At 71.1% G+C, this 19,909-nt stretch carries 20 protein-coding genes; 7 read left to right on the forward strand and 13 right to left on the reverse strand.

Annotation, left to right across the window (positions count from 1 at the left end; all coding sequences use genetic code 11):
• Positions 1 to 74 precede the first annotated feature (74 nt).
• Both ABGB14_RS10370 and ABGB14_RS10375 read right to left on the reverse strand, forming a co-directional pair.
• Positions 75 to 701 (reverse strand): LysE family translocator, encoded by a 627-nt coding sequence (locus ABGB14_RS10370; protein WP_347643369.1) that lies wholly within the window; start codon positions 699 to 701, stop codon positions 75 to 77.
• A 21-nt stretch (positions 702 to 722) separates the two neighbouring features.
• Positions 723 to 1,595 (reverse strand): LysR family transcriptional regulator, encoded by an 873-nt coding sequence (locus tag ABGB14_RS10375; RefSeq protein ID WP_347643370.1) that lies wholly within the window; start codon positions 1,593 to 1,595, stop codon positions 723 to 725.
• A 100-nt stretch (positions 1,596 to 1,695) separates the two neighbouring features.
• Between ABGB14_RS10375 and ABGB14_RS10380 the strand changes: the two genes are divergently transcribed.
• The 3 genes from ABGB14_RS10380 to ABGB14_RS10390 all read left to right on the forward strand — a co-directional run bounded on the left by ABGB14_RS10380 (position 1,696) and on the right by ABGB14_RS10390 (position 3,207).
• On the forward strand, positions 1,696 to 2,220 hold the full coding sequence (locus tag ABGB14_RS10380; protein ID WP_347643371.1) for a cysteine dioxygenase family protein: 525 nt from the start codon (positions 1,696 to 1,698) through the stop codon (positions 2,218 to 2,220).
• A gap of 153 nt (positions 2,221 to 2,373) precedes the next feature.
• On the forward strand, positions 2,374 to 2,961 hold the full coding sequence (locus ABGB14_RS10385; protein ID WP_347643372.1) for a helix-turn-helix domain-containing protein: 588 nt from the start codon (positions 2,374 to 2,376) through the stop codon (positions 2,959 to 2,961).
• Positions 2,962 to 3,024: 63 nt separating this feature from the next.
• Entirely contained in the window at positions 3,025 to 3,207 is a 183-nt protein-coding gene (locus ABGB14_RS10390; RefSeq protein ID WP_347643373.1) for a hypothetical protein, read from the forward strand.
• 12 nt (positions 3,208 to 3,219) lie between these two features.
• Here the strand turns inward: ABGB14_RS10390 and ABGB14_RS10395 are convergent, their stop codons facing one another.
• Positions 3,220 to 4,404, reverse strand: coding sequence for a DegT/DnrJ/EryC1/StrS family aminotransferase (locus tag ABGB14_RS10395; protein WP_347643374.1), 1,185 nt, complete (start codon positions 4,402 to 4,404; stop codon positions 3,220 to 3,222).
• The gene (locus ABGB14_RS10400; protein WP_347643375.1) at positions 4,401 to 4,763 is read right to left on the reverse strand and encodes a hypothetical protein; all 363 of its coding nucleotides are present in this window, start codon (positions 4,761 to 4,763) and stop codon (positions 4,401 to 4,403) included. The genes ABGB14_RS10395 and ABGB14_RS10400 overlap by 4 nt, the downstream gene beginning before the upstream one ends.
• 303 nt (positions 4,764 to 5,066) lie before the next feature.
• Between ABGB14_RS10400 and ABGB14_RS10405 the strand changes: the two genes are divergently transcribed.
• Positions 5,067 to 6,908, forward strand: a complete 1,842-nt coding sequence (locus tag ABGB14_RS10405; protein WP_347643376.1) for a glycoside hydrolase family 15 protein — start codon at positions 5,067 to 5,069, stop codon at positions 6,906 to 6,908.
• Positions 6,909 to 6,976: 68 nt separating this feature from the next.
• Here the strand turns inward: ABGB14_RS10405 and ABGB14_RS10410 are convergent, their stop codons facing one another.
• Positions 6,977 to 8,377 carry an MFS transporter gene (locus tag ABGB14_RS10410; RefSeq protein ID WP_347643377.1) on the reverse strand — a complete coding sequence of 467 codons (1,401 nt, stop codon included), beginning with the start codon at positions 8,375 to 8,377 and terminating at the stop codon, positions 6,977 to 6,979.
• 119 nt (positions 8,378 to 8,496) lie between these two features.
• Positions 8,497 to 9,006 carry a hypothetical protein gene (locus ABGB14_RS10415; RefSeq protein ID WP_347643378.1) on the reverse strand — a complete coding sequence of 170 codons (510 nt, stop codon included), beginning with the start codon at positions 9,004 to 9,006 and terminating at the stop codon, positions 8,497 to 8,499.
• Positions 9,007 to 9,533: 527 nt separating this feature from the next.
• Between ABGB14_RS10415 and ABGB14_RS10420 the strand changes: the two genes are divergently transcribed.
• On the forward strand, positions 9,534 to 10,055 hold the full coding sequence (locus ABGB14_RS10420; RefSeq protein ID WP_347643379.1) for a hypothetical protein: 522 nt from the start codon (positions 9,534 to 9,536) through the stop codon (positions 10,053 to 10,055).
• A gap of 67 nt (positions 10,056 to 10,122) precedes the next feature.
• Here the strand turns inward: ABGB14_RS10420 and ABGB14_RS10425 are convergent, their stop codons facing one another.
• The 7 genes from ABGB14_RS10425 to argH all read right to left on the reverse strand — a co-directional run bounded on the left by ABGB14_RS10425 (position 10,123) and on the right by argH (position 17,280).
• Positions 10,123 to 11,262 (reverse strand): AI-2E family transporter, encoded by a 1,140-nt coding sequence (locus ABGB14_RS10425; RefSeq protein ID WP_347643380.1) that lies wholly within the window; start codon positions 11,260 to 11,262, stop codon positions 10,123 to 10,125.
• Between the two features lie 285 nt (positions 11,263 to 11,547).
• On the reverse strand, positions 11,548 to 12,837 hold the full coding sequence (locus ABGB14_RS10430) for an MmgE/PrpD family protein (protein ID WP_347643381.1): 1,290 nt from the start codon (positions 12,835 to 12,837) through the stop codon (positions 11,548 to 11,550).
• A gap of 29 nt (positions 12,838 to 12,866) precedes the next feature.
• Positions 12,867 to 13,709 carry an ABC transporter substrate-binding protein gene (locus ABGB14_RS10435; RefSeq protein ID WP_347643382.1) on the reverse strand — a complete coding sequence of 281 codons (843 nt, stop codon included), beginning with the start codon at positions 13,707 to 13,709 and terminating at the stop codon, positions 12,867 to 12,869.
• Positions 13,710 to 13,717: 8 nt separating this feature from the next.
• Complete coding sequence (locus ABGB14_RS10440; protein WP_347643383.1) at positions 13,718 to 14,470, reverse strand: amino acid ABC transporter ATP-binding protein; 753 nt, start codon at positions 14,468 to 14,470, stop codon at positions 13,718 to 13,720.
• Positions 14,467 to 15,288: an amino acid ABC transporter permease gene (locus ABGB14_RS10445; protein WP_347643384.1), complete on the reverse strand. Its 822-nt coding sequence runs from the start codon at positions 15,286 to 15,288 to the stop codon at positions 14,467 to 14,469. The genes ABGB14_RS10440 and ABGB14_RS10445 overlap by 4 nt, the downstream gene beginning before the upstream one ends.
• Positions 15,289 to 15,298: 10 nt before the next feature.
• Positions 15,299 to 15,865, reverse strand: a complete 567-nt coding sequence (locus tag ABGB14_RS10450) for an XRE family transcriptional regulator (protein WP_347643385.1) — start codon at positions 15,863 to 15,865, stop codon at positions 15,299 to 15,301.
• Positions 15,862 to 17,280, reverse strand: coding sequence for an argininosuccinate lyase (argH, locus tag ABGB14_RS10455; protein ID WP_347643386.1), 1,419 nt, complete (start codon positions 17,278 to 17,280; stop codon positions 15,862 to 15,864). The genes ABGB14_RS10450 and argH overlap by 4 nt, the downstream gene beginning before the upstream one ends.
• 106 nt (positions 17,281 to 17,386) lie before the next feature.
• Between argH and speB the strand changes: the two genes are divergently transcribed.
• Together speB and ABGB14_RS10465 are read left to right on the forward strand one after the other, a co-directional pair.
• Positions 17,387 to 18,319, forward strand: coding sequence for an agmatinase (gene speB / locus ABGB14_RS10460; protein ID WP_347643387.1), 933 nt, complete (start codon positions 17,387 to 17,389; stop codon positions 18,317 to 18,319).
• Complete coding sequence (locus ABGB14_RS10465; protein WP_347643388.1) at positions 18,316 to 19,890, forward strand: thiamine pyrophosphate-binding protein; 1,575 nt, start codon at positions 18,316 to 18,318, stop codon at positions 19,888 to 19,890. Before speB ends, ABGB14_RS10465 begins: the two co-directional genes overlap by 4 nt.
• Positions 19,891 to 19,909 lie beyond the last annotated feature (19 nt).

Raw genomic sequence — 19,909 nt, forward strand, 5'->3', positions numbered from 1 at the left:
ACGTCGCGACGTGTCGTCCCCCTCGAGCCTGTGATCTCAACTATCGCACTATGGCTGGGAAATTTCCGCCCTTGTCATGCCTTCGCGGATGTGAGCCACGCCGCCAGACCCAGATAGACCACGCCGCTCCCCAGCTCGAGCCGCCGGCGCGCCCTGGCGGACCCGCGGATCCGGCCGGCCAGCGCGGAGGAGAGCATCGCGTACGTGCCGTCCGACGCCACACCGAGCACCAGCCAGATCGCGCCGAGCAGCAGGATCTGCGGTCCGATCGGCCCGGCCCGCTGATCGGCGAACTGCGGCAGGAACGCCACGAAGAAGACGGCCGTCTTCGGGTTGAGCACGTTGACCACGAACCCCTCCCAGAACAGCCGCCGCTTCGACTGCACGTGCAGCTCGACGGTGTCCGCGCCGTCCTCGCCGCGCATCAGCTTGCGCACGCCGAGCCAGAGGAGGTAGGCCACGCCCACGTATTTGACCACGGTGAACGCCGTGGCCGAGGCCGCCAGCAGGGCGCTGATGCCCAGCGCCGCCGCGCCGATGTGGACCAGCGAGCCCGCGTGCACGCCGAGCACGGAGATGACGCCCGCGGCGCGGCCCTGCGCGACGCTGCGGGTGACGATGTAGACGACCGCAGGCCCGGGCACGAGCAGCAGCCCGAGGACGGCCACGCAGAAGACGGCGAGCGTCGCGATGTCTGGCATGCGGCCATCGTAGGAACGGCGTCAAAGGCTTTCTCGCAGCGCCTTCACGAGTGCTTCCGTGGCCGGTGGGTGGGGTGGTTCGCCGTAGACGGCGGCGTACACGTGCCGGGTCGAGCCGGGCACCTCGGTCACGTGCACGCCAGGGTGGCGGTGGGCGGTGAGCGCCAGCCCGGGCAGCAGGGTCAGGCCCAGCCCGGCCGCCACGAGGGCCTGCACGGCCACGATGTCGTCGCTGGTGAACGAGATGCGCGGCGTGAATCCCGCCTTGTCGCAGATGTCCAGCAGATGGCTGCGGCACCGGTCGCAGCCCGCGATCCAGGGTGAGCCGGCATGCTCGGCCAGCCCGCTCTCCAGCCCGCCGGCCGGGGCGCTGGACACCAGGTAGCTGAGTTCGTCGAAGAGGTGGATCATGTGGAGGCCGTTGTCCTCCGGCGCGGTGTCGTCGTACCGGAACATCACCGCCACGTCGGCCCGGCCCGCCCGCAGCAGCCTGAGCGCCTCCGGCGGCTCGGTCTCCATGAGCTCCAGGCGCAGCCCGGGGTGGGCGGCGGCGAGCAGGCCGGCCGCCTTCGGGATGAACGTGCCGAGCGCGGAGGGGAAGGCGGCCAGCCGCACGCGGCCGGTGCGCAGCCCGACGTGGGCGGCCAGTTCCTCGGACGTGGCGTCGAGGCGGCCGATGATGTCGGCGGCGCGTTCGGCGAGCAGCCGGCCGGCGTCCGTGAGCCGGATGCCGCGCCCGGCGCGCTGGATGAGCTTGGCTCCCGTCTCCGCCTCCAGCCTGGCCAGGTGGTGGCTGACCGAGGGCTGGGAGTAGTGGAGTTCCCTGGCGGCAGCGGTGAGCGACCCCGTACGGGCGACCGCGACCAGGACGTGGAGCCGGGTGACGTCGAGCATCTATCAATGGTATCTATCGATAGGCCAGAAGACTTCTGTTGGACCTATCGATGCAAGTGGGACACGGTGGAAGGGAAGGCGATTTTCCAGGGAGTACCTCATGCGCACCGTCACCGCCGTCCGTCCGGGGCTGGATCTGCTCGTGTCCGGCATCTCCGCGATCGTGGCGCGCGAGATAGAGCCCCGCGACACCGCGCACGCCGTCGCCGATCTGCTCCGCGACGGCCTCCCCGGGCTCGACATCCTCACGCCGGAGGAGCGCGCGGGCTCACCCGACGGGTACGTCTCGCACGTGCTGCACGCCCAGGAGCGCTTCTCGGTGGTGGCGGTCGTGTGGCGGCCCGGCCAGTTCACGATGATCCACGACCATGTGGCGTGGTGCACGTTCGGCATCCTCAGCGGCATCGAGTACGAAACCCTCTACCGCGACATGGGTCACCATCTGGTGGAGATCGGGCGCGCGGCCAACCGCCCCGGCGAGGTCAGCGGGTTCGCGCCGCCCGGTGACATCCACATGGTGCGCAACACCAGCGACGAGGTCGGGGTGTCGCTCCACGTGTACGGCGCCGACGTGAGCCGGCTCGGCAGCAGCGTGCGCCGCGTCTACGACCTGCCCGTGAGGTAGCGACCTCCACCGGCCGTCCGGCGCCTCCCAGCGCCGGGCGGCCTTTGCGCGCGCTCCCGTCGCTTAGGAGCCGACCGTCCGCGCGCCCAGATAGGAAGCGAAATTTGTGCAACTTGTATTGCGCAAATTTCCTTTCGCTTCTATGGTGGAATCATGGTCGCCGAGAAGAACCATCGCGTCAAGGACATCGACACGCTCAAGGCGCTGGGCCACCCGCTGCGCATCAAGCTCTACCGCGCGCTCTTCATGGCGGGCACGGCGACCGCGTCCCAGCTGGCCGACAAGGTCGACGAGGCCGTGTCCCTGGTCAGCTACCACCTGCGCAAGCTGTCCGCGCACGGCATCATCGAGGAGGCCGAGCCGGGCAGCGGCGACGGCAGGGAGCGGTGGTGGCGGCCGGTCTCCACCACCGTCAGCACCAGGGACGAGGACTGGCGCGACGCCCCAGAACGGGCCGCCGTCCACACCGCCGTCTCCCGCGTGTACGCCCGCCAGCGAAACGAGATGTACGAGGAATACCTCGACAGCAAGCACGCGTGGAGCGACGACTGGCGCGGCGCGTCGTTCAGCTCCGAGTTCCTGTTCACGCTCACGGCCGAGGAACTGCAGGAGCTCGGCCGCGAGCTCGGCGAGCTGGTCGCGAAGTGGCGCGAACGCGGCACGGCGGCCCGCGAGGCCGGCGACACGCAGGGCCGCGAAAATGTCGCCCTGCACGTCAACGCTTTCCCGTTCCGCGTCTGAAGCGACCCGCTCCCCGCCCCGAAACGATCCGCTCCGTGCCTGAAACGACCCCTGGGAGGGCCGATGAACACCGACCTGTTCCTGTACGTCGAGCGCGTCCGCGCCCTTGAACTGCGCGCCGAGGCTGAGCGCAGCCGCCTGGCCGAGACACCCGTCCATGCCGCCCGCCGCTGGGAGACCCGCCTGGGCTGGGCACTGATCGAGATGGGCCTGCGGCTCGTCCACCGCCGCCCCGCCCACTCCTGACCGGTGCCCGCCTCAGGCCAGGACGTCGTGGAGCGCCGGCGCCGGGTGGACGCCGAGCTCGGTGAGCAGCGCTTCGACGCGCTCGGCGTCCAGGGGGTCGACGGGCAGGACGTGGCGGGTCCACCAGCGGGCGTGGGCCTGGGCGGGGCCCGGTCGCACCAGGGCGAGATAGTCGCTCAGCGGCGGGTCGTAGATGAAGCCGGGCACCACGCCGCGCCGTTCGAGGGCCCGCACCACCTCGTCCCGCTGCCGGACGAGCAGCGGGACGCGGAGCAGGGGCAGGGCCAGCCCTTCCTTGACGCCGTCGGCGGCCCAGGGCGTCGCCCGCAGCCTCTCGACGCCGACGATCCTGCGCCCGCGTTCACGTTCGGCCGTGCGCAGGCGGGTCAGCTGGTAGCGGCGCAGCCCCGCGGTCTGACGCGTACGCCAGGCGGCCTGGTCGACGCGGAGCCAGCGGTCGAGCGCCGACAGCCGCGCGTTCTCGTCGCTCAAGGGCATCGCCAGCGTGGCACGCAGCTCGGGCTCGCGCGCGGCCACGCGGTGCCCCTCCCAGCGGGCTCCCCAGGATGCCAGGCCGGTCGCCTTCATCGCCTGCCACACGGGGCCGGTGAGCCCGGCCCGGGCGACGGCTTCGCGGGCCATCGGCCGCAGCAGGTCACGCAGGTGGCCGTGCCAGGTCCCCGGCCGCAGCAGCGTGTCCAGCGTGCCCGCCGCCCCGGCGAGCCGGGCGGTGTCGGCGCTGGTCAGGAAGCCGCCCGACATGGCGCGGCCGTGCTTGGCCAGGCTCAGCACCCCGACGTCGCCGAAGGTGCCCAGCGGGCGCCCCGCCACCTGCACACCCAGCGCGTGGGCGGCGTCGTCGACGAGCACGAGGCCTCGTTCCCTGCAGGCGGCCTCCAGCTCGACGATCCGGTCGGGCTGGCCGTACAGGTGGGTGGTGACGACGCAGGCAAGCCCCCGGTAGTCGACCCTGGCCGGGTCGATGTTGCCGTCGCGGATGCTGACCGGGGCCATCACCGGCTCCAGCCCGGCGGCCAGGGCGGTGAACAGCACGGTCTCGCAGTTGGTCGGCGCGATCAGGACCCGGTCGCCCGGCCGCGTCCAGTGGCGCAACGCCAGGTAGAGGCCGAGCCGCGCGGAGGGCACGTGCACGCACGGCTGGCCGAGCCGCCGGGCCATCGCCGCCCGCAGCATCATGCCGCACCCCGCAAGCGGGGGCGGCGCGCCTCTCCCGACGCGATGACGCCCGTGGCGTTGCCCAGCGCGTCCTTGTACTCCGATTCCGCCCTCACGCTGAGGTCGATGGTGCGAACCCCGGCCGCCGCGGCGGCCTCGACCATCCGTACGTGCTGGATCAGGCCCGCCTTCGTCCGATACTGCCCGGACTTCCACCGGCGCAGCAGGCTGAACTGCTGCGGCCGGCCACGCTGCATCGCCCGCCACGCCGCGAGGGCCTCGGCGGTCAGCTCCCCGGGCCGTACGACGTCCAGCGTTCCCACGTGCTCGGTCCAGCGCGGGTGCGAAGGTTCGTCCACGTAATACAGAGATTGCGTCACGACGATCACTTTCATGCGACGAGCGCCGCCACCCCCGACGACGCAGCCGGCGCCAGGGGCCGATCAGGTGGCGCACCACCGGACGCCGGTCGGCGACGGTCACGTCTGATCAACCTAGGGAGCGGAGCGCCGGGCGGTCCATGGCCGGGAGTCGCGGGCCCGTTGACTCTGCGTCCACCCGAGGCGGCTCCGTGCCGTGTTCCGTGGTTAGAGTGGAAAGTACTGCTCCGTCCCCTCGGCGGCCGGTCACCCGGCAGGCGTGGAGGCAGTCGCTCGGCACGCCCGGCGAACGACGGAGGAACCATGAACGACTACCCGCAGATCGCGGACCACGGCATGGTGGGGGACCTGCAGACCGCCGCGCTCATCTCCGGAACGGGCGCCATCGACTGGTGGTGCACGCCACGGTTCGACTCCCCGAGTATCTTCGCCTCCCTGCTCGACAGCGAACGCGGCGGTTTCTGCCGGCTCGCCGTCGACTCCGGCCGCGTCGCCGGAGTGACCATCCGGCAGCTCTACCTACCGGACACCGCGATCCTCGTCACCCGCTTCATGGCTCCCGGCGGCGTCGGAGAGGTCGCCGACTTCATGGAACCGAACCCCTCCAGCATCCCCACCGACCGGCACCGTCTGGTGCGGGTCGTCCGGGTGGTCCGGGGCAGCCTGCCCTTCTCCTTCGTCTGCCGTCCCCGCTTCGACTACGGGCGGGCACCGCACACCCTCACCTTCCTCGATGACGGCTCGGCTCTTCTCCGTGGCCCGGGAACGGACCTGCACGTGCAGGTTCCCCCCTCTCTCTCGCTGCGCCCCGACGGCGACGACGTGACCGCCGACTTCGTCCTCCAGGCCGGTGAGACGGCCTTCGTCGTCCTGACCACCGAGAGCGGTGCCGGCGGGAGCGGCGGGCACCACGCGGCAGCCCCTCCGACCGCCGACGAGGTGCGCGCGAGCATCGAATCGTGCCGCGCCTTCTGGCATGACTGGCTGCGCGCGTCCCGGTACCGCGGCCGCTGGCACGATATGGTCAACCGTTCGGTGATCACTCTCAAGCTGCTCACCTACGCGCCCACCGGCGCGCCGATCGCCGCCGCCACGATGGGCCTGCCGGAACAGATCGGCGGCGAGCGCAACTGGGACTACCGGTACACGTGGGTCCGCGACGCGTCGCTGTCCGTCCGGGCCCTGATCGACCTCGGCTTCGTCGAGGAGGCCCAGGCCTTCCGCAGATGGCTGCGCGAGCGCCTGGAGGCCGGCGGCACCGCCTCGGGCGAGCCGCTGCAGATCATGTACCGGATCGACGGCGACCCCTACCTGACCGAGGAGGTCCTCGACCACCTGGAGGGGTACCAGAAGTCCGCGCCGGTCCGGGCCGGCAACGCGGCCGCCGACCAGCTCCAGCTGGACATATACGGTGAGGCCGCCGACGCCCTGGCCCAGGCCCAGGAGATCGGGGACATCCGTGGTTGGCGATCCTTCGCCGGCGTGCTGGACTGGCTGGCCGACGCCTGGGACCGTCCGGACGAGGGCATCTGGGAGACCCGCGGCGGGCGCCAGGACTTCACCTACAGCCGTCTAATGACCTGGGTCGCCTTCGATCGCGGCATCCGCATGGCCACCACCTACTCGCGCCCGGCCGATCTCGTCCGCTGGATGGCCACCCGCGACGCCGTCTTCAGCCAGATCGTCGACCGCGGATGGAACCCGCGCAGGCAGGCCTTCGTCCAGCACTACGCCACCGACGTGCTGGACGCCTCGCTCCTGCTCATGCCCCGCGTCGGCTTCATCTCCCCGCGTGACCCGGCCTGGCTGAGCACCCTCGACGCCATGGACCGCGAGCTGGTCAGCGACAGTCTCGTCTACCGCTACGATCCGGCCGCCTCCCCGGACGGGCTGCGCGGCTGCGAGGGCACCTTCAACCTGTGCAGTTTCCTCTATGTCGAGGCCCTCGCCCGCGCCGGCCGGCTGCAACAGGCCCGCTACGCCTTCGACAAGATGCTCACCTACGCCAACCACGTCGGCCTGTTCGCCGAGGAGATCGGCCCGTCGGGCGAGCAGCTCGGCAACTTCCCGCAGGCGTTCACGCATCTGGCGATCATCGCCGCGGCCGTCGCCCTCGACGAGCAGCTCGACCGCGCCGGCCGGTAGGCGGCGCGGCGCAGCCCAGGGCCGGAGGCCCGCGGACCGGGGGAGCCCGTACGGCACGGCCCGGCAGGCTATGCCGGGCCGGGCGGTCCCGAACCGGACGGGAGGCTGATGGCGGCGGCGAGGCCGATCAGCGCGAAGACCGCGAGAGCGATCATGGCGAGAGCGTAGGAATGTTCCCCCTCGGCCGACCTGGAGATGAGGATCGTGCCGACGATCGCCGTGCCGAACGACGAGCCGAGGTTGGAGACGCTGCGTGACAATCCGGAAATCTCACCCTGCAGTTCTTCGGGGAAGCTGGACTGCACGACGTTGACCGACGGGGTCAGCATCACGCCCACGCCGAGGCCGATCAGCAGCAGTCCCGGCGCGAAGGCGACGACTCTCGAGGACGCCCCGACCAGGGCGAGCAGGATGCCGATCCCGGCCACGGTCATGGCGAAACCCGCCGAGATCAGCGACTTCTGCGAATACTTCCTGGCCAGCCGCTCCGCTGCCAGCGACGCGACGAGGGCGCCCACGGTCGCCGCGGTGAAGATGACACCGGTCTGGATCGCGTTGTACCCGCGGACCGTCTGGAGGAAGACGGAGACGACGAACGACGTTCCCATGAGGATCAGCCACTGCATGTTCTGGGTGACGAGGCCGAGATTGGACGTGTGGTTCCGGAACAACCCCGTCGACAGCAGCGGCTCCCGCCCCGCCCGCTCCCGGGATCGGATGTGCAGGAAGAACCAGGCCAGCAGGACGGCCCCCACCGCGAGGAACGCCGCCATCAGCGCGGCGTCGTTGTCGGCCTGGAGGATCCCGAACACCACGAAGAACATGCCGACCGCCGACAGAACCGCCCCGGCGGCGTCGAAGGGGCGTTCCGGATCCGGCGCCACGGGGTCGACGAGCCCCCGGCTGAGGAAGAGGATGAACGCGACGACCACCGCCTGGAAGACGAAGGCGGCCCGCCAGTCGATCGCCGTCGCGATGAATCCTCCGATCAGCGGGCCCGCCGCCGCCCCGACGCCACCCAGGCCGCTGATCACGCCGAAGGCCCGGGCCCGCGACGGGAGATCGTCGTACGCCATCGTCGCGAAGATGTAGACCGGTGGGATCAGCAACGCCGTACCCACCCCTTCGAGCACCGAGTTGCCGAGGATCAGCACGCCGAGACCGGGCGAGAACGCGCTGATCAGGGCGCCGGCCCCGTACAGGGCGAGGCCCGCCAGAAAGCACCGCTTGCGGCCCCAGCGGTCGGTCAGCTTGCTGGCGGGGATCATGAGCACCGCCATGATCAGCAAGAACAGCGTGATCGTGCCCTGCACGCCCTGCACCGTCGTGTCCAGGTCCTCGCCGATGTCGTTGATCATCACGTTCATGTTCGAGCCGGCGAAGCTGCAGATGAACTGGGCCAGGGCGAGGGGCGCCAGCAGCCTCCGCGACGAGGCGGCCGGGCCGTGGGCGGCGGGAGTCCTGGTCACCCTGCACTCCGTCCGCCGGCCGGCCGGCGCGCGTGCAGAGCACGGACCTCCCTCTTCCACCTGCGCATAGTCACCTCACATCGATCGGCCGGACCCGCCGGTCCGGCGGGCGAGCCTGGTCAGTGGTGGAGTACGGCCTTGAGCGCCACGATGACCAGTCCGAGCAGCAGGTTGATCACGCTCGTGACCGCCACCATCCTGAGGGAGGCCCCGATCCTCACCGCCGCCGTGGCCGCCCAGCCGACCTGCGAGGCGACGGCGACCGCGAGAGCCAGCCATGCGGTGCCCTGCGCCCCGAGCCCCAGCAGCGGGCCGACGGCCACGGCGACGGCCGGCAGGACCGCCGCCTCGACGATCGGCCGCTCTTCCGAACAGGCCCTGCGGATGTCGGCCATGCTCATGGCCCGGAAGACCGTACGGGCACCGAACACCCGGGCGTACACGTGGGCGGCCCAGAACACGACCCCGGTGCCCAACAACAGGATGATCAGTTCCAGCCGGGGGAACCTGCCGAGGCTCCCGGCACCGACCACCACGGAGGCGGCCAGAAGCGATCCGTAGACGGCGCCGGTGTAGTTCCTGTGGACGGCGCCGGCCTGCGGATGAGCCGGCGCGTGCGGATCGGACAAGGAGCACCGCCTAGCGGGCGGCCAGGCGGTTCCGCACCGTCACGGCGGTGGCGGCATCGGGACAGGAGATGGCGACGAGGTTGCTCATGGGACGTCTTCTCTCTGGTCGGTGGTGTCACGATGAGGCAACCGCCCAGGACGGGCCGGGCGGCGGTGCCGGATCGGTGCAGCCGCGACCGCTCTCTTCTGCGGCAGGGCAGTTGTCGAAGCTGTCCATGCCTCTCCATATGTCCTGGTGGTCCCCTTGTTTTCGTCGGGCGAGCGCCGCGAAGAGGTAAAAAGTCCAAGGGGGAAAGATGCGTCCCGAGGCCCAAAAGCGAGGTTACGTCTCATTTGCACACTTTTGGGAGAGGGTGCGGAGAGTGCTGACGAGGCGGGGTAGATGGGTGGCGAAAGAGCGGCGCCGAGCGTGCTTCTGAGCGGCTCGACCGTCGCATTCTCGGAGATTGCACGGACGAAGCCGGCGTGCAGGCGCGGCCGCGAACGCGGACCACCTCCCAAGCTCCGCCGTGCGGAGGGAGCCGAGCATGGTAGACCCACGCCACGCGCGCACGCAGCAGCCGTCCCGGGACCAGATCCCGGAGCAGGCGACCCCGCCGCGCACGGAGACGGCCCGGACGCAGACGCCGCTCGCGGAAGAGGCGCCTCGGCCCACCGGCTGGGTGGGCTGGGTGATCTTCGCCGGCATCGGGATGATCATCCTGGGCTGCTTCCAGGCGATGATGGGCCTGGTAGGGATCTTCAACACGGACTTCTACCTCGTCACCGCCAACAACCTGGCGATTCCCGTCAACTACACGGCCTGGGGATGGTTCCACCTGATCATGGGTGTGGTCGTCCTCCTCGCCGGCGCCGCCGTCATGTCGGGCAAGACCTGGGGACGGGTGGTCGGGATCGTCCTCGCCTCCCTCCAGGCGCTCGTCAACTTCGCCTGGTTCCCCGCCTACCCGTTCTGGTCGCTGATCGTCATCGCCTTCGACGTCGTCATCATCTACGCGCTGGCGGTCCACGGCCGGGAGATGAAGTCCTTCGACAGAAGCGGCCTGTAGGGGATTTCACGCCGGGCCTGCGAGGTCCGCGGCGCGAGCGCCGAAGTGACGCGGGTGCGCCCCCGCGTCACTTCGGCGGCGCCGGTTTCGCCGCCGGCGGTGGCGGCTTCTTCGCCGCGGCCTCCAGCACCTCCTGGCGCGTGACGAACGTGTCGACCAGCGAGAGCAGCATCGCCACCATGGGCACGGCCAGCAGCGCACCGATCGCGCCGAACAGCGACGCCCCCAGGATCACGGCCGCGAACGACACCCCGGGATGGATGTCCACCGCCCGGGAGCTGATCTTCGGCTCCAGCGTCAGGTTCTCCACCTGCTGGTACAACAGTCCCCAGCCCAGCGCCGCCAGGCCGATCCAGGGCCGGGGCGAGACCAGCCCCACCACGACCGGCAGGGCGACGGAGATGTAGGTGCCGATGGTGGGCACGAGCTGAGCGACCAGGCCCGTCCACGCCCCGAGCGCCAGCCAGGACGGCATGCCGAGCGCCAGGAACACCAGAGCCGAGGCGGTGCCGTTGATGGTGGCGAGGACGAGCCGGGAAGAGACGTACCCGCCGGTCTTGCTCGTGGACACGTCCCAGACGGTGACGAAGACCTCCTGGAACCGGCCAGGCAGCAACTGCGCGATCCATCGGCGCAGCCGCGGCCCGTCGGCCGAGAAGTAGAACGTCAGCAACAGCAGGGTGAACATGTTGAACACCGCCCCCACCACCGTCCCCAGCAGGCTGAGCACGCCGCTGAGCGCACCCTCGGCGTACTCGGCCGCCTGCTGCGGGGTCAGGTTGACGGAGGCGAGGATGTCGGAGATGTCATAACGCGTTCCGAGACGGGTGTTGAGCCATTCCACGACGCCGGTGATGATCCCGGGCAGCGCCTCCAGCAGTACCGCGACCTGCTGCACGAACAGGCTGCCGAACAGGAGGAAGAAGACCACCACGGCCAGGATGAACAGCGTCATCACCAGCAGCGTGGCCCTCCCGCGGCTGGTTCGCCGCGACAGGCGGCGCACGGCGGGCTCCATGGCCAGCGAGAGGAACCACGCGATCACCAGCATGGTGATCAGCGACCCCGCGTCGATGATCACGAAGCGTACGAAGAGCACCACGGCGACGACGGCCGCTATGCCGAGCCCGGTGCGCCAGACGTCTGCGGGCGCGATCAGCACCCGCACCGCGGGCGCCTTCTCGCGCGGCACCACCGGCTTCTCCATGACTCTCCAAGGACTCGGCGCCACACCCCTGCGTGGACCGCGCGGCAATCACTGCGAACGGACGTGGCCGGCCGGGGAGGCACCGGACGCCGACCTCTTGGGCGTGCCCGGCATCGAGGACGTGGTCCCGGTCACGCCGGACGCTGAGGTGACGTACTCAACGTACAAGGGCCAGGCGCTCCAGCCGGGCATTCTCCGGCCGGTCGGCTCGTCGGCACGCGCGGCCCGGCAGCCAGGGCGGCGCGGCCGGCGCTCGCCGCGGGCGCCATCCGCTCCGAGACGGCGTCACAGGAGCGGGAGAAGGCCGCGTGCGTCCGGGCGGGAGTCGAGGGCCATGACCTGATCCGCCAGAGGTGTCCGGCCCGGCGCGAGGCCGTGGAACTTGGCGAGCAGCCGCTCGTCGGAGAGGGGGTTGGTGGGAGAGCCGAGCGGGTCGCTCACCCTGGCCCGCCGGACGGCGCCCGTGGTCGTGGTGACGGTCAGGGCCGGCTCGTCGATGCCGCCCATCGTCGGGTCCACCTCCAGGTCGATGCGGTCCATGAGCTCGGTGGCCCGGGGGTCGCCGCGCCGTTCGGGGGAGTAGGCGGCCAGGTCGGCGTCGCCGTACAGGATCCTGGCGGCGATGGCGTACGGCAGGCTCAGCTGCGCGCGGGGAAGGGTGGTCGCGTCACGGCCGCCGCACATGCCGGCAACGAGCGGGCTCAGGCGCACGTGGATACGGTCGATCTCGCCGGCGTGCAGGTCAAGGCCGCCGATCGCGTCGATGGAGGAATGGGTGCTGCGGCACGACGCGTACGGCTTGATGGAGCAGCGCGAGATCCGCCACGCCGTGCCGAGGTCGCGGGTCAGGGCACCGGGATCGGCGCCGGCGCCCGCGTAGGTCCGCAGGAAGCCGCCCCACACGTCGTCGAAGATCCGGCCGGGCCCGCTCGTGCCGGACGCGGCCAGCAGTGCGGCGGTCAGCCCGCCCTCGGCGGCGCGGCCCGCGTGCAGCCGCTTGCTCGCCGCGCCGTCATGCACGAACGCCCACAGGCCACCGGAGAAGCCGGCCGCCAGCCCCAGCGCGTGGGCGGCTCGCGCGCTGTCCAACCCGAGCAGCCGCGCGCTCGCCGCCGCCGCGCCGAACGTGCCGCAGGTGCCCGTCGAGTGCCATCCGGTCTCGTTGTGCGCGGCGTACCCGCCGCACGCCTCCAGCGTCCGGCGGGCCACGTCATACCCCAGGACGACCGCCTCCAGCAGCTCGGAGCCGCTGACCGGGCGGTCGGCGAGGCTCAGGCAGGCCAGCGCGGCGGGCACCACCACGGCCCCGGAATGATCGCAGCCGCCGGTGTCGTCGAGTTCGAGCGCGTGCGCCGCGACGCCGTTGAGCAGTGCCGCGTCGCGCGGCGCCACGGCCAGGCCGGTTCCCCAGACGGGTGCGTTCCCGGGCGCGGCCAGGCCGGGAGCGGGGGAGGAAGCGCCGGCCATGGCGGCGCCCAGCGTGTCGAGGAGGTGCCGCTTGGCCCGCTCGATCACGTCGCGTGGCAGCGGCGGGGGCTCGGCGACGACGGCGGCGAGCGCCCGGAGGGGTGTCACGTGGGCGGCGTCCTCATGGGCCGGCGTCCTCACGGGGCGGCGGTCCCGTTGAGGGTGACCTGCTTGATGGCGTTGCCCTTGAGGCCCCACTTGTCGAGCAGGCTCGCGTAGGTGCCGTCCTGCTGCAGGGCGCGCAGTGCCTTGACGACCGCGTCGCGCAGGCGCGGGTCCTGCTTGGCGAATCCCATGGCCTGGTTGACCTCGGTGAACGGCTCGCCGATGAGGTGGAACTTGCCGGGGTCCTGCTGGGAGATGTAGGGGAGGGTCTCGCTGCCCTGGACCGCGGCGTCGACCCTGCCCTGGGTGAGCTGGGTACGCGCGTCCGCGGAGCCCTCCGTGCCGACGACCTTGATCGGCTTGCCGGAGCAGTTCTCCTTGCTCCACTTCTTGATCTCTCCGGGGAAGGAGGTGCGGCGGCTGGCCCCCACGGCCTTGCCGCACAGGCTCTTCGGATCGGCGACCTCGCTCGTGGAGAAGAACTGCGCGCCCGAGCTCAGGTAGCCGACGAGGTCGAGCGTCTCGCGGCGTTCCGGCAGGTCGCTCATCCCTGAGAGGATCATGTCGATCCGCCCGGTGGTGACCGCGCTCTGCAACTGCTCGAAGGACGTCTCCTGCCATTTGACCGTGACTCCGAGCTGCTTGCCGATGGCGTTGCCGAGATCGATGTCGAAGCCGGTGAGCTGGTTGGTCGAGGGGTCCTTGAACTCCAGCGGCGGGTAGTTGGGGACGTTGCCGACCACCATGGTCCCGGACTCGGCGATCTTCGGGGGAAGCCCGCCGTCCGACGCGGTCGCGAGGTTCTTCGGCGCCTGCGCGGTGCAGGCGGTGGCGGTCAGGGCGAGGCAGGCGAGCAGAAGCATGGGACGGGACAACGGAACTCCTAGAGAACTGCTGAGAGGAAGGTCTTCGTACGCTCGTGGGCGGGGTTGACCAGGACCTGGTCGGGGGGTCCCGTCTCGATGACGCGGCCGTCGTCCATGAACACCACCTGGTTCGCCACCTCCTTGGCGAAGCCCAGTTCGTGGGTGACGACGACCATGGTCATGCCGGACGCGGCCAGGTCGCGCATGACCGCGAGCACGTCGCCGACGAGCTCCGGGTCGAGCGCCGAGGTGGGTTCGTCGAACAACATCAGCCGCGGCCGCATCGCCAGCGCGCGGGCGATCGCGACCCGCTGCTGCTGCCCGCCGGACAGGGTCGTGGGGTAGGCGCCGGCCTTGTCCTCCAACCCCACCCGCTCCAGCAGCTCCAGCGCCCGCGTCCTGGCGGCGTCGCGCGGTTCGCGCAGCACCCTGATCGGCCCCTCGATCACGTTCTCCAGCGCGGTCATGTGCGGGAACAGGTTGAAGCGCTGGAACACCATCCCGATCGGCCGCCGCTGCCGGGCGATCTGGGCGTCGCTGAGCTGGTGCAGCTTCCCGCCGCGCTCGACGTGGCCGAGCAGCTCGCCGTCGACCCAGACGGCGCCCTCGTCGATCGTCTCCAGCTGGTTGACGCAGCGCAGGAACGTGCTCTTGCCCGAGCCGGACGGCCCGATGACGCACAGCACCTCACCCGCCGCCACCTCGAGCGAGATGCCCTTGAGGACGTGGTGGGCGCCGAAGCGCTTGTGGACGTCGACTGCCTTGATCATTTCTTCACCCCTCGGGAGAAGCGGCGCTCGATGACCATCTGGCCCAGGCTGAGGATGGTGACCACGATCAGGTACCAGAACGTCGCCACGAACAGCAGCTCCATGACGCGGTTGTTGGCGTAGTAGATGTTCTGGGAGCTGTGCAGCACCTCCTGGTACTGGATCGCGCTGGCCAGAGACGTGAGCTTCACCATGCTGATGAACTCGTTGCCGATCGGAGGCAGGATGACCCGCATGGCCTGCGGCAACACGATCCTGCGCAGCGTCTGGAAGCGCGTCATCCCGACCGCCTGCGCGGCCTCCGTCTGCCCCTGGTCGACCGAGAGGATGCCGCCGCGCACCACCTCGGAGGTGTAGGCGCCCTGGCAGATGCCCAGCCCGAGCAGCGCGGCCACGAACGGGGTCATCAGGTCGACCATGCGCGCCTCGACGATGCCGGGGATGACGACGTAGGGGAAGACCAGCGCCAGGTTGAACCAGAGGAACAGCTGCAGCAGCTGCGGCGTGCCGCGGAAGATCCACGTGTAGAGGTACGAGACGCCGCGGGTGACGGGGTTCCGCGACATCCGCATCACCGCGAACAACACGCCCAGGGCCACTCCGAGGATCATGGCGAGCACGGCCATGACGAACGTGTTGACCACGCCGGTCAGGATGGCCTGCGCGGTCAGATACCGCCCGACCACGCTCCACTCGATCTGCGCGCCGGCGAACGAGGAGACGATCGCCACGAGGACGGCCACGACGACGATCGCCGCCACGTAGCGGCCGTAGTGCTTGCGCGCCACCCGGGGCAGGTGGGCGACATCTGTGGACATGTGGATCTCCTCACGAGCGAGAGGTCAGTGCGGGTGACAACACCCACAGAACTCGGGTGATCTCGTCGCCGGGGTTGGTGAAGGTGTGGGGAGTGTCGCCGGGGAACAGGAACGAGTCGCCCTCGCGCATCTCGACCCGCTCGCCCGAGGCCTCGATCGTGAACAGTCCTTTGAGGATGTGCACGAACTCGATGTCGACGGGAAGCGCGTACGGCTCGTGGCCCGACCCGCCGCCCGGCTCGATCTCGCTGAGCAGGACCAGCAGCCTGCGCTCGTCCTTCGGCGTCAGCTGGTACTCGGTCATTCCGCTGCCGCCGAACTCGAGCCTGGCCCGGCTCTCCGACCTGACCAGCCGCCCGCTGGAGCCGTCGAACAGGTCGGCCACGTCGAGGTCGAGCGCCTTGCACAGGCGCAGCAGCGAGGCGACCGAGATGGACACCTGGCCGCGTTCGAACCTGGACAGGAAGCCCTTGGTGAGCCCGGCCCGCTCGGCCGTCTCGGTCAGGCTCAGCCTGCTCCGGCGGCGCAGTTCGCGGGCCCTCGGTCCGAGACTGGGGGAGTCCGGGATCGAGATCACGTCGCGGGTCCCCGGTAGGCGCGGGCCCAGGCGCGCTGCCGCGCCAGCAGGTCGGTGAGGCGGTCGATCTGCTCCAGGACCCGGTCCGGCGAGGTGGCGCCGTAGCCGGTGCGCGCGGCGAGTGCCGCCTCGACGGTGAGGTGCTGGCGCACGTCCGGGGTCAGCCGCGCGTCCACCGCGGCGAGGTCCTCGTCCGGCAGTTCGTGCAGGTCCAGCCCTTTGTCCTCGCACATCCGCACGAGCGCGCCGGTGATCTCGTGGGCCTCGCTGAACGGCACGCCGCGGCGCGAGAGCCAGTCGGCCACCTCGGTGGCCAGCGTGAAGCCCTCGGTCGCCTGCCTGCGCAGCTCGTCGACGTTCACCGACAGCGTGCGCACCAGCCCGGCCATGGCTGGCAGCACGATCGTGAGGGTGTCCACGGTGTCGAAGACGGCCGCCTTGTCCTCGGACAGGTCCCTGTTGTAGGCCAGCGGCATCGCCTTCAGCGTCGCCATCAGGCCGCCCAGGTTGCCGAGCAGCCGGCCGGCCTTGCCCCTGGTGAGCTCGGCGATGTCGGGGTTCTTCTTCTGCGGCATGATCGAGCTGCCGGTGGCGAAGGAGTCGTGCAGCTCCACCCAGCCGAACTGGCGCGAGGCCCAGGTGGAGATCTCCTCGGCCAGCCGCGACAGGTTCACCCCCAGCATGGAGGTGGCGAACAGGAACTCGGCCACGTGGTCGCGACCGGCGACGGCGTCGATGGAGTTCTCGCACGGCCCGTCGTAGCCCAGCTCCGCGGCCGACAGCTCAGGGTGCACGGCTATCGCCGAGCCGGCCAGGGCCGCCGAGCCCAGCGGGGAGCGGGCGGTGCGCCGGTCCCAGTCCTCGAGCCGGTCGGCGTCGCGGGCGAACGCCTGCGCGTGGGCCAGCAGCTGGTGCCCGAACACGATCGGCTGGGCGGGCTGCAGGTGGGTGAAGCCGGGCGCCGCGGTGCGGACGTGCGCGCGGGCCTGCTCCACCAGGCCGTCCTGCAGCTCGGCCAGGGCCAGCACCAGCTTCCTCGCGTGATCGCGCAGGTACAGCCGCAGGTCGTTGGCCGTCTGGTCGTTGCGCGAGCGACCGGCGCGCACCTTGCCGCCCACCTTGCCCAGCCGCTCGACCAGGACCCGCTCCAGGAAGGTGTGCACGTCCTCGTCGGAGCCGTTCGGGCCGACCCGTCCGGCGCGTACGTCCTCGTCCAGCGTGTCGATCTCCGCCAGCAGCCGCTCCGCCTCGGCCGCGTCGAGGATCTCGGCTCTGAGCAGCTCACGGACATGGGAGCGCGAGCCCGCCAGGTCGTAGGCGGACATGCGGAAGTAGCTGTCGGGCGCGCGGGAGAGAGCGAGCAGCGACGGATCGGCGGGCGAGCGGAAGCGTCCACCCCAGAGCTGTTCGGACAACGCGGTTGCCTTCCGGTAAACGAAGTTTTCCGACATAGTGGTCTGCGTTGCCAGGGGTGTCAATAGCACCTCTTAAGCAGAAATATGCCGTTAACGAGGGAGTTTCATGTTTCAGGGACCCGTCGACGCCTCGCAGGTCCCACGCTTCGCAGGTCCCGACACCTATGCCCGGTTGCCCCGCCTCGACCAGGTGGAGCGGGCGGATGTCGCGATCGTGGGCGTGCCGTTCGACAGCGGGGTCTCCTACCGTTCCGGCGCCCGCTTCGGCCCGGCCGCGGTGCGCCAGGGCAGCAAGCTGATCAGGCCCTACAACCCCGCGCTGGACGTCTCTCCGTTCGCCGACCTGCAGGTCGCCGACGCCGGGGACATCGCCTGCAACCCGTTCGACATCGGCCAGGCCATCGACACGATCGAGCAGGCCGCCGGGGGGTTCGACGCCAAGCTGGTCACCATCGGGGGCGACCACACCATCGCGCTGCCGCTCCTGCGTGACGTGCACCGCAAGCACGGGCCGCCGGCGCTGCTGCACTTCGACGCCCACCTGGACACCTGGGACACCTACTTCGGGGCCGAGTACACGCACGGCACGCCGTTCCGCCGCGCGGTGGAGGAGGGCATCCTCGACACCGAGGCACTCAGCCACGTCGGCACCAGAGGACCGCTGTACGGCAAGGCCGACCTGGCCGAGGACCGCAGGCTCGGCTTCGGCATCGTCACCTCGGCCGACGTCATGCGGCGCGGCCCCGACGAGATCGCCGACGCCCTGCGCCAGCGGATCGGCGACCGGCCGCTCTACATCTCCGTCGACATCGACGCGCTCGACCCCGCCCACGCCCCGGGCACGGGCACCCCGGAGGCGGGCGGCCTGACCAGCCGCGAGCTGCTGGAGATCCTGCGCGGGCTGTCGGGCTGCAACCTGGTCGGCGCCGACGTGGTGGAGGTGGCCCCCGCCTACGACCACGCCGAGATCACCTCGGTCGCCGCCGCGCACGTCGCCTACGACCTGATCAGCCTGTTCGCGCTGGGGAAACGGACATGAGAACCGGGGGAGACCTGGTCGCCGAGACCCTGGCCGCGCTCGGCGCCACCACCGTGTTCGGCGAGCCGGGCCAGCACGCGCTCGCCATGTTCGACGCCCTGCGCCGCTCCCCGCTGCGCTACGTCGGATGCCGCACCGAACTGGGCGTCGCCTTCGCGGCCGACGGCCATGCCCGGGCCACCGGGACGGCGACCCCGTTCCTGGTCTCCACCGGCCCCGGTGCGCTGGCGACCCTGCCCGCCCTGATGGAGTCGCGCCTGGCCTGCGCCCCGGTGGTCGGGATCTCCAGCCAGATCCCGTCCGACGGGCTGGGCGGCCGCAGGAAGGGATACCTCCACGAGCTCCCCGACCAGGCGGCTTCCTTCCGCGGCGTGGCCACGTCGGTCCAGGTCGTGCGGGCGGCCTCGCAGATCCCGTCCGCCCTGGCCCAGGCCTGGGAGGCGGCGCTCAGCGTGCCGCAGGGCCCCGCGTGGGTGGAGATCCCGCAGGACGTCCTGCTCGCGCCCACGGACGTCCCGGTGGTGGCCGGCCCGAGCGTGTGCCCGCGCACGCCGCAGCCCCGTGCCGAGCTGGTACGGCAGGCCGTACAGGCGCTCGACTCCGCGTCGAACCCCGTCATCCTGGCCGGCGGCGGGGTCAACCTGTCAGGGGCGGGGCCGGAGCTCCTCGCCCTGGCCGAGCGGCTGCGCGCGCCGGTGGCCACCACGTTCGCCGCGAAAGCGGTCTTCCCCCGCGAGCACCCGCTGTCGCTGCAGTCGTGGCTGGAGGACCGCTTCGTCACCGAGTTCCTTGAGGAGGCGGACGTGCTGCTGGTCGCGGGTTCGGGGCTGGGGGAGCTGTCCAGCAACTACCACACGATGCGCCCGCGGGGGCGCGTCGTCCACATCGAGGCCGATCCGGGAAAGCTGGAGGCCAACACGAGCGGTTCGCTCGCCGTGCACGGAGATGCGAAGGCGACGCTGGGCGCGTTCGCCGCGGCGGTGCGGCCCAGGGAGGGCGACGGGCGCGCGGAAGCGGCCGTGGCGGACGTGCTGCGGCGGGTGCGCGACCGGCTCGCCGGCCACGAGCAGGAGTTCGCGCTGCTGGAGGCGATCCCGTCCGGCGTGCCGGCGTTCTGGGACATGACCATCCTCACCTACTGGGCGTGGTCGGCCTTCCCCGGCCACATGTGGTCGGCGCAGGGCGCCGGCGGCCTCGGATACGCGCTGCCCGCCGCGGTCGGCGCGGCGGCCTCGGGACAGCGCACGCTGGCGATCTCGGGCGACGGCGGCGCGATGTACGGCCTGGCGGAACTCGCCACCATGCGCCAGCACGGCCTGGACGTCACCTGGCTGATCGTCGACGACGGTGGCTACGGCATCCTGCGGGAGTACATGACCGGCGCGTTCGGCACGCCTACCGGCACCGAACTGGCCAGGCCGGACTTCGCCCGCCTGGCCGCGTCGTTCGGGGTCGCGGCCCGCGACGCGACGCCCGGTTCCCTGGCCAAGGAGCTCGCCGGCTCCCTGGCCGAGCCGGGGCCGAGCGTCGTGGTCCTGCACGCCCGCCCCCGCATGTTCGCCCCGACCTAGGAACGACCGGCGAGAGCCC

The organism is Nonomuraea sp. B10E15 (genome assembly GCF_039871615.1).
In the GTDB taxonomy this organism is placed as follows: domain Bacteria; phylum Actinomycetota; class Actinomycetes; order Streptosporangiales; family Streptosporangiaceae; genus Nonomuraea.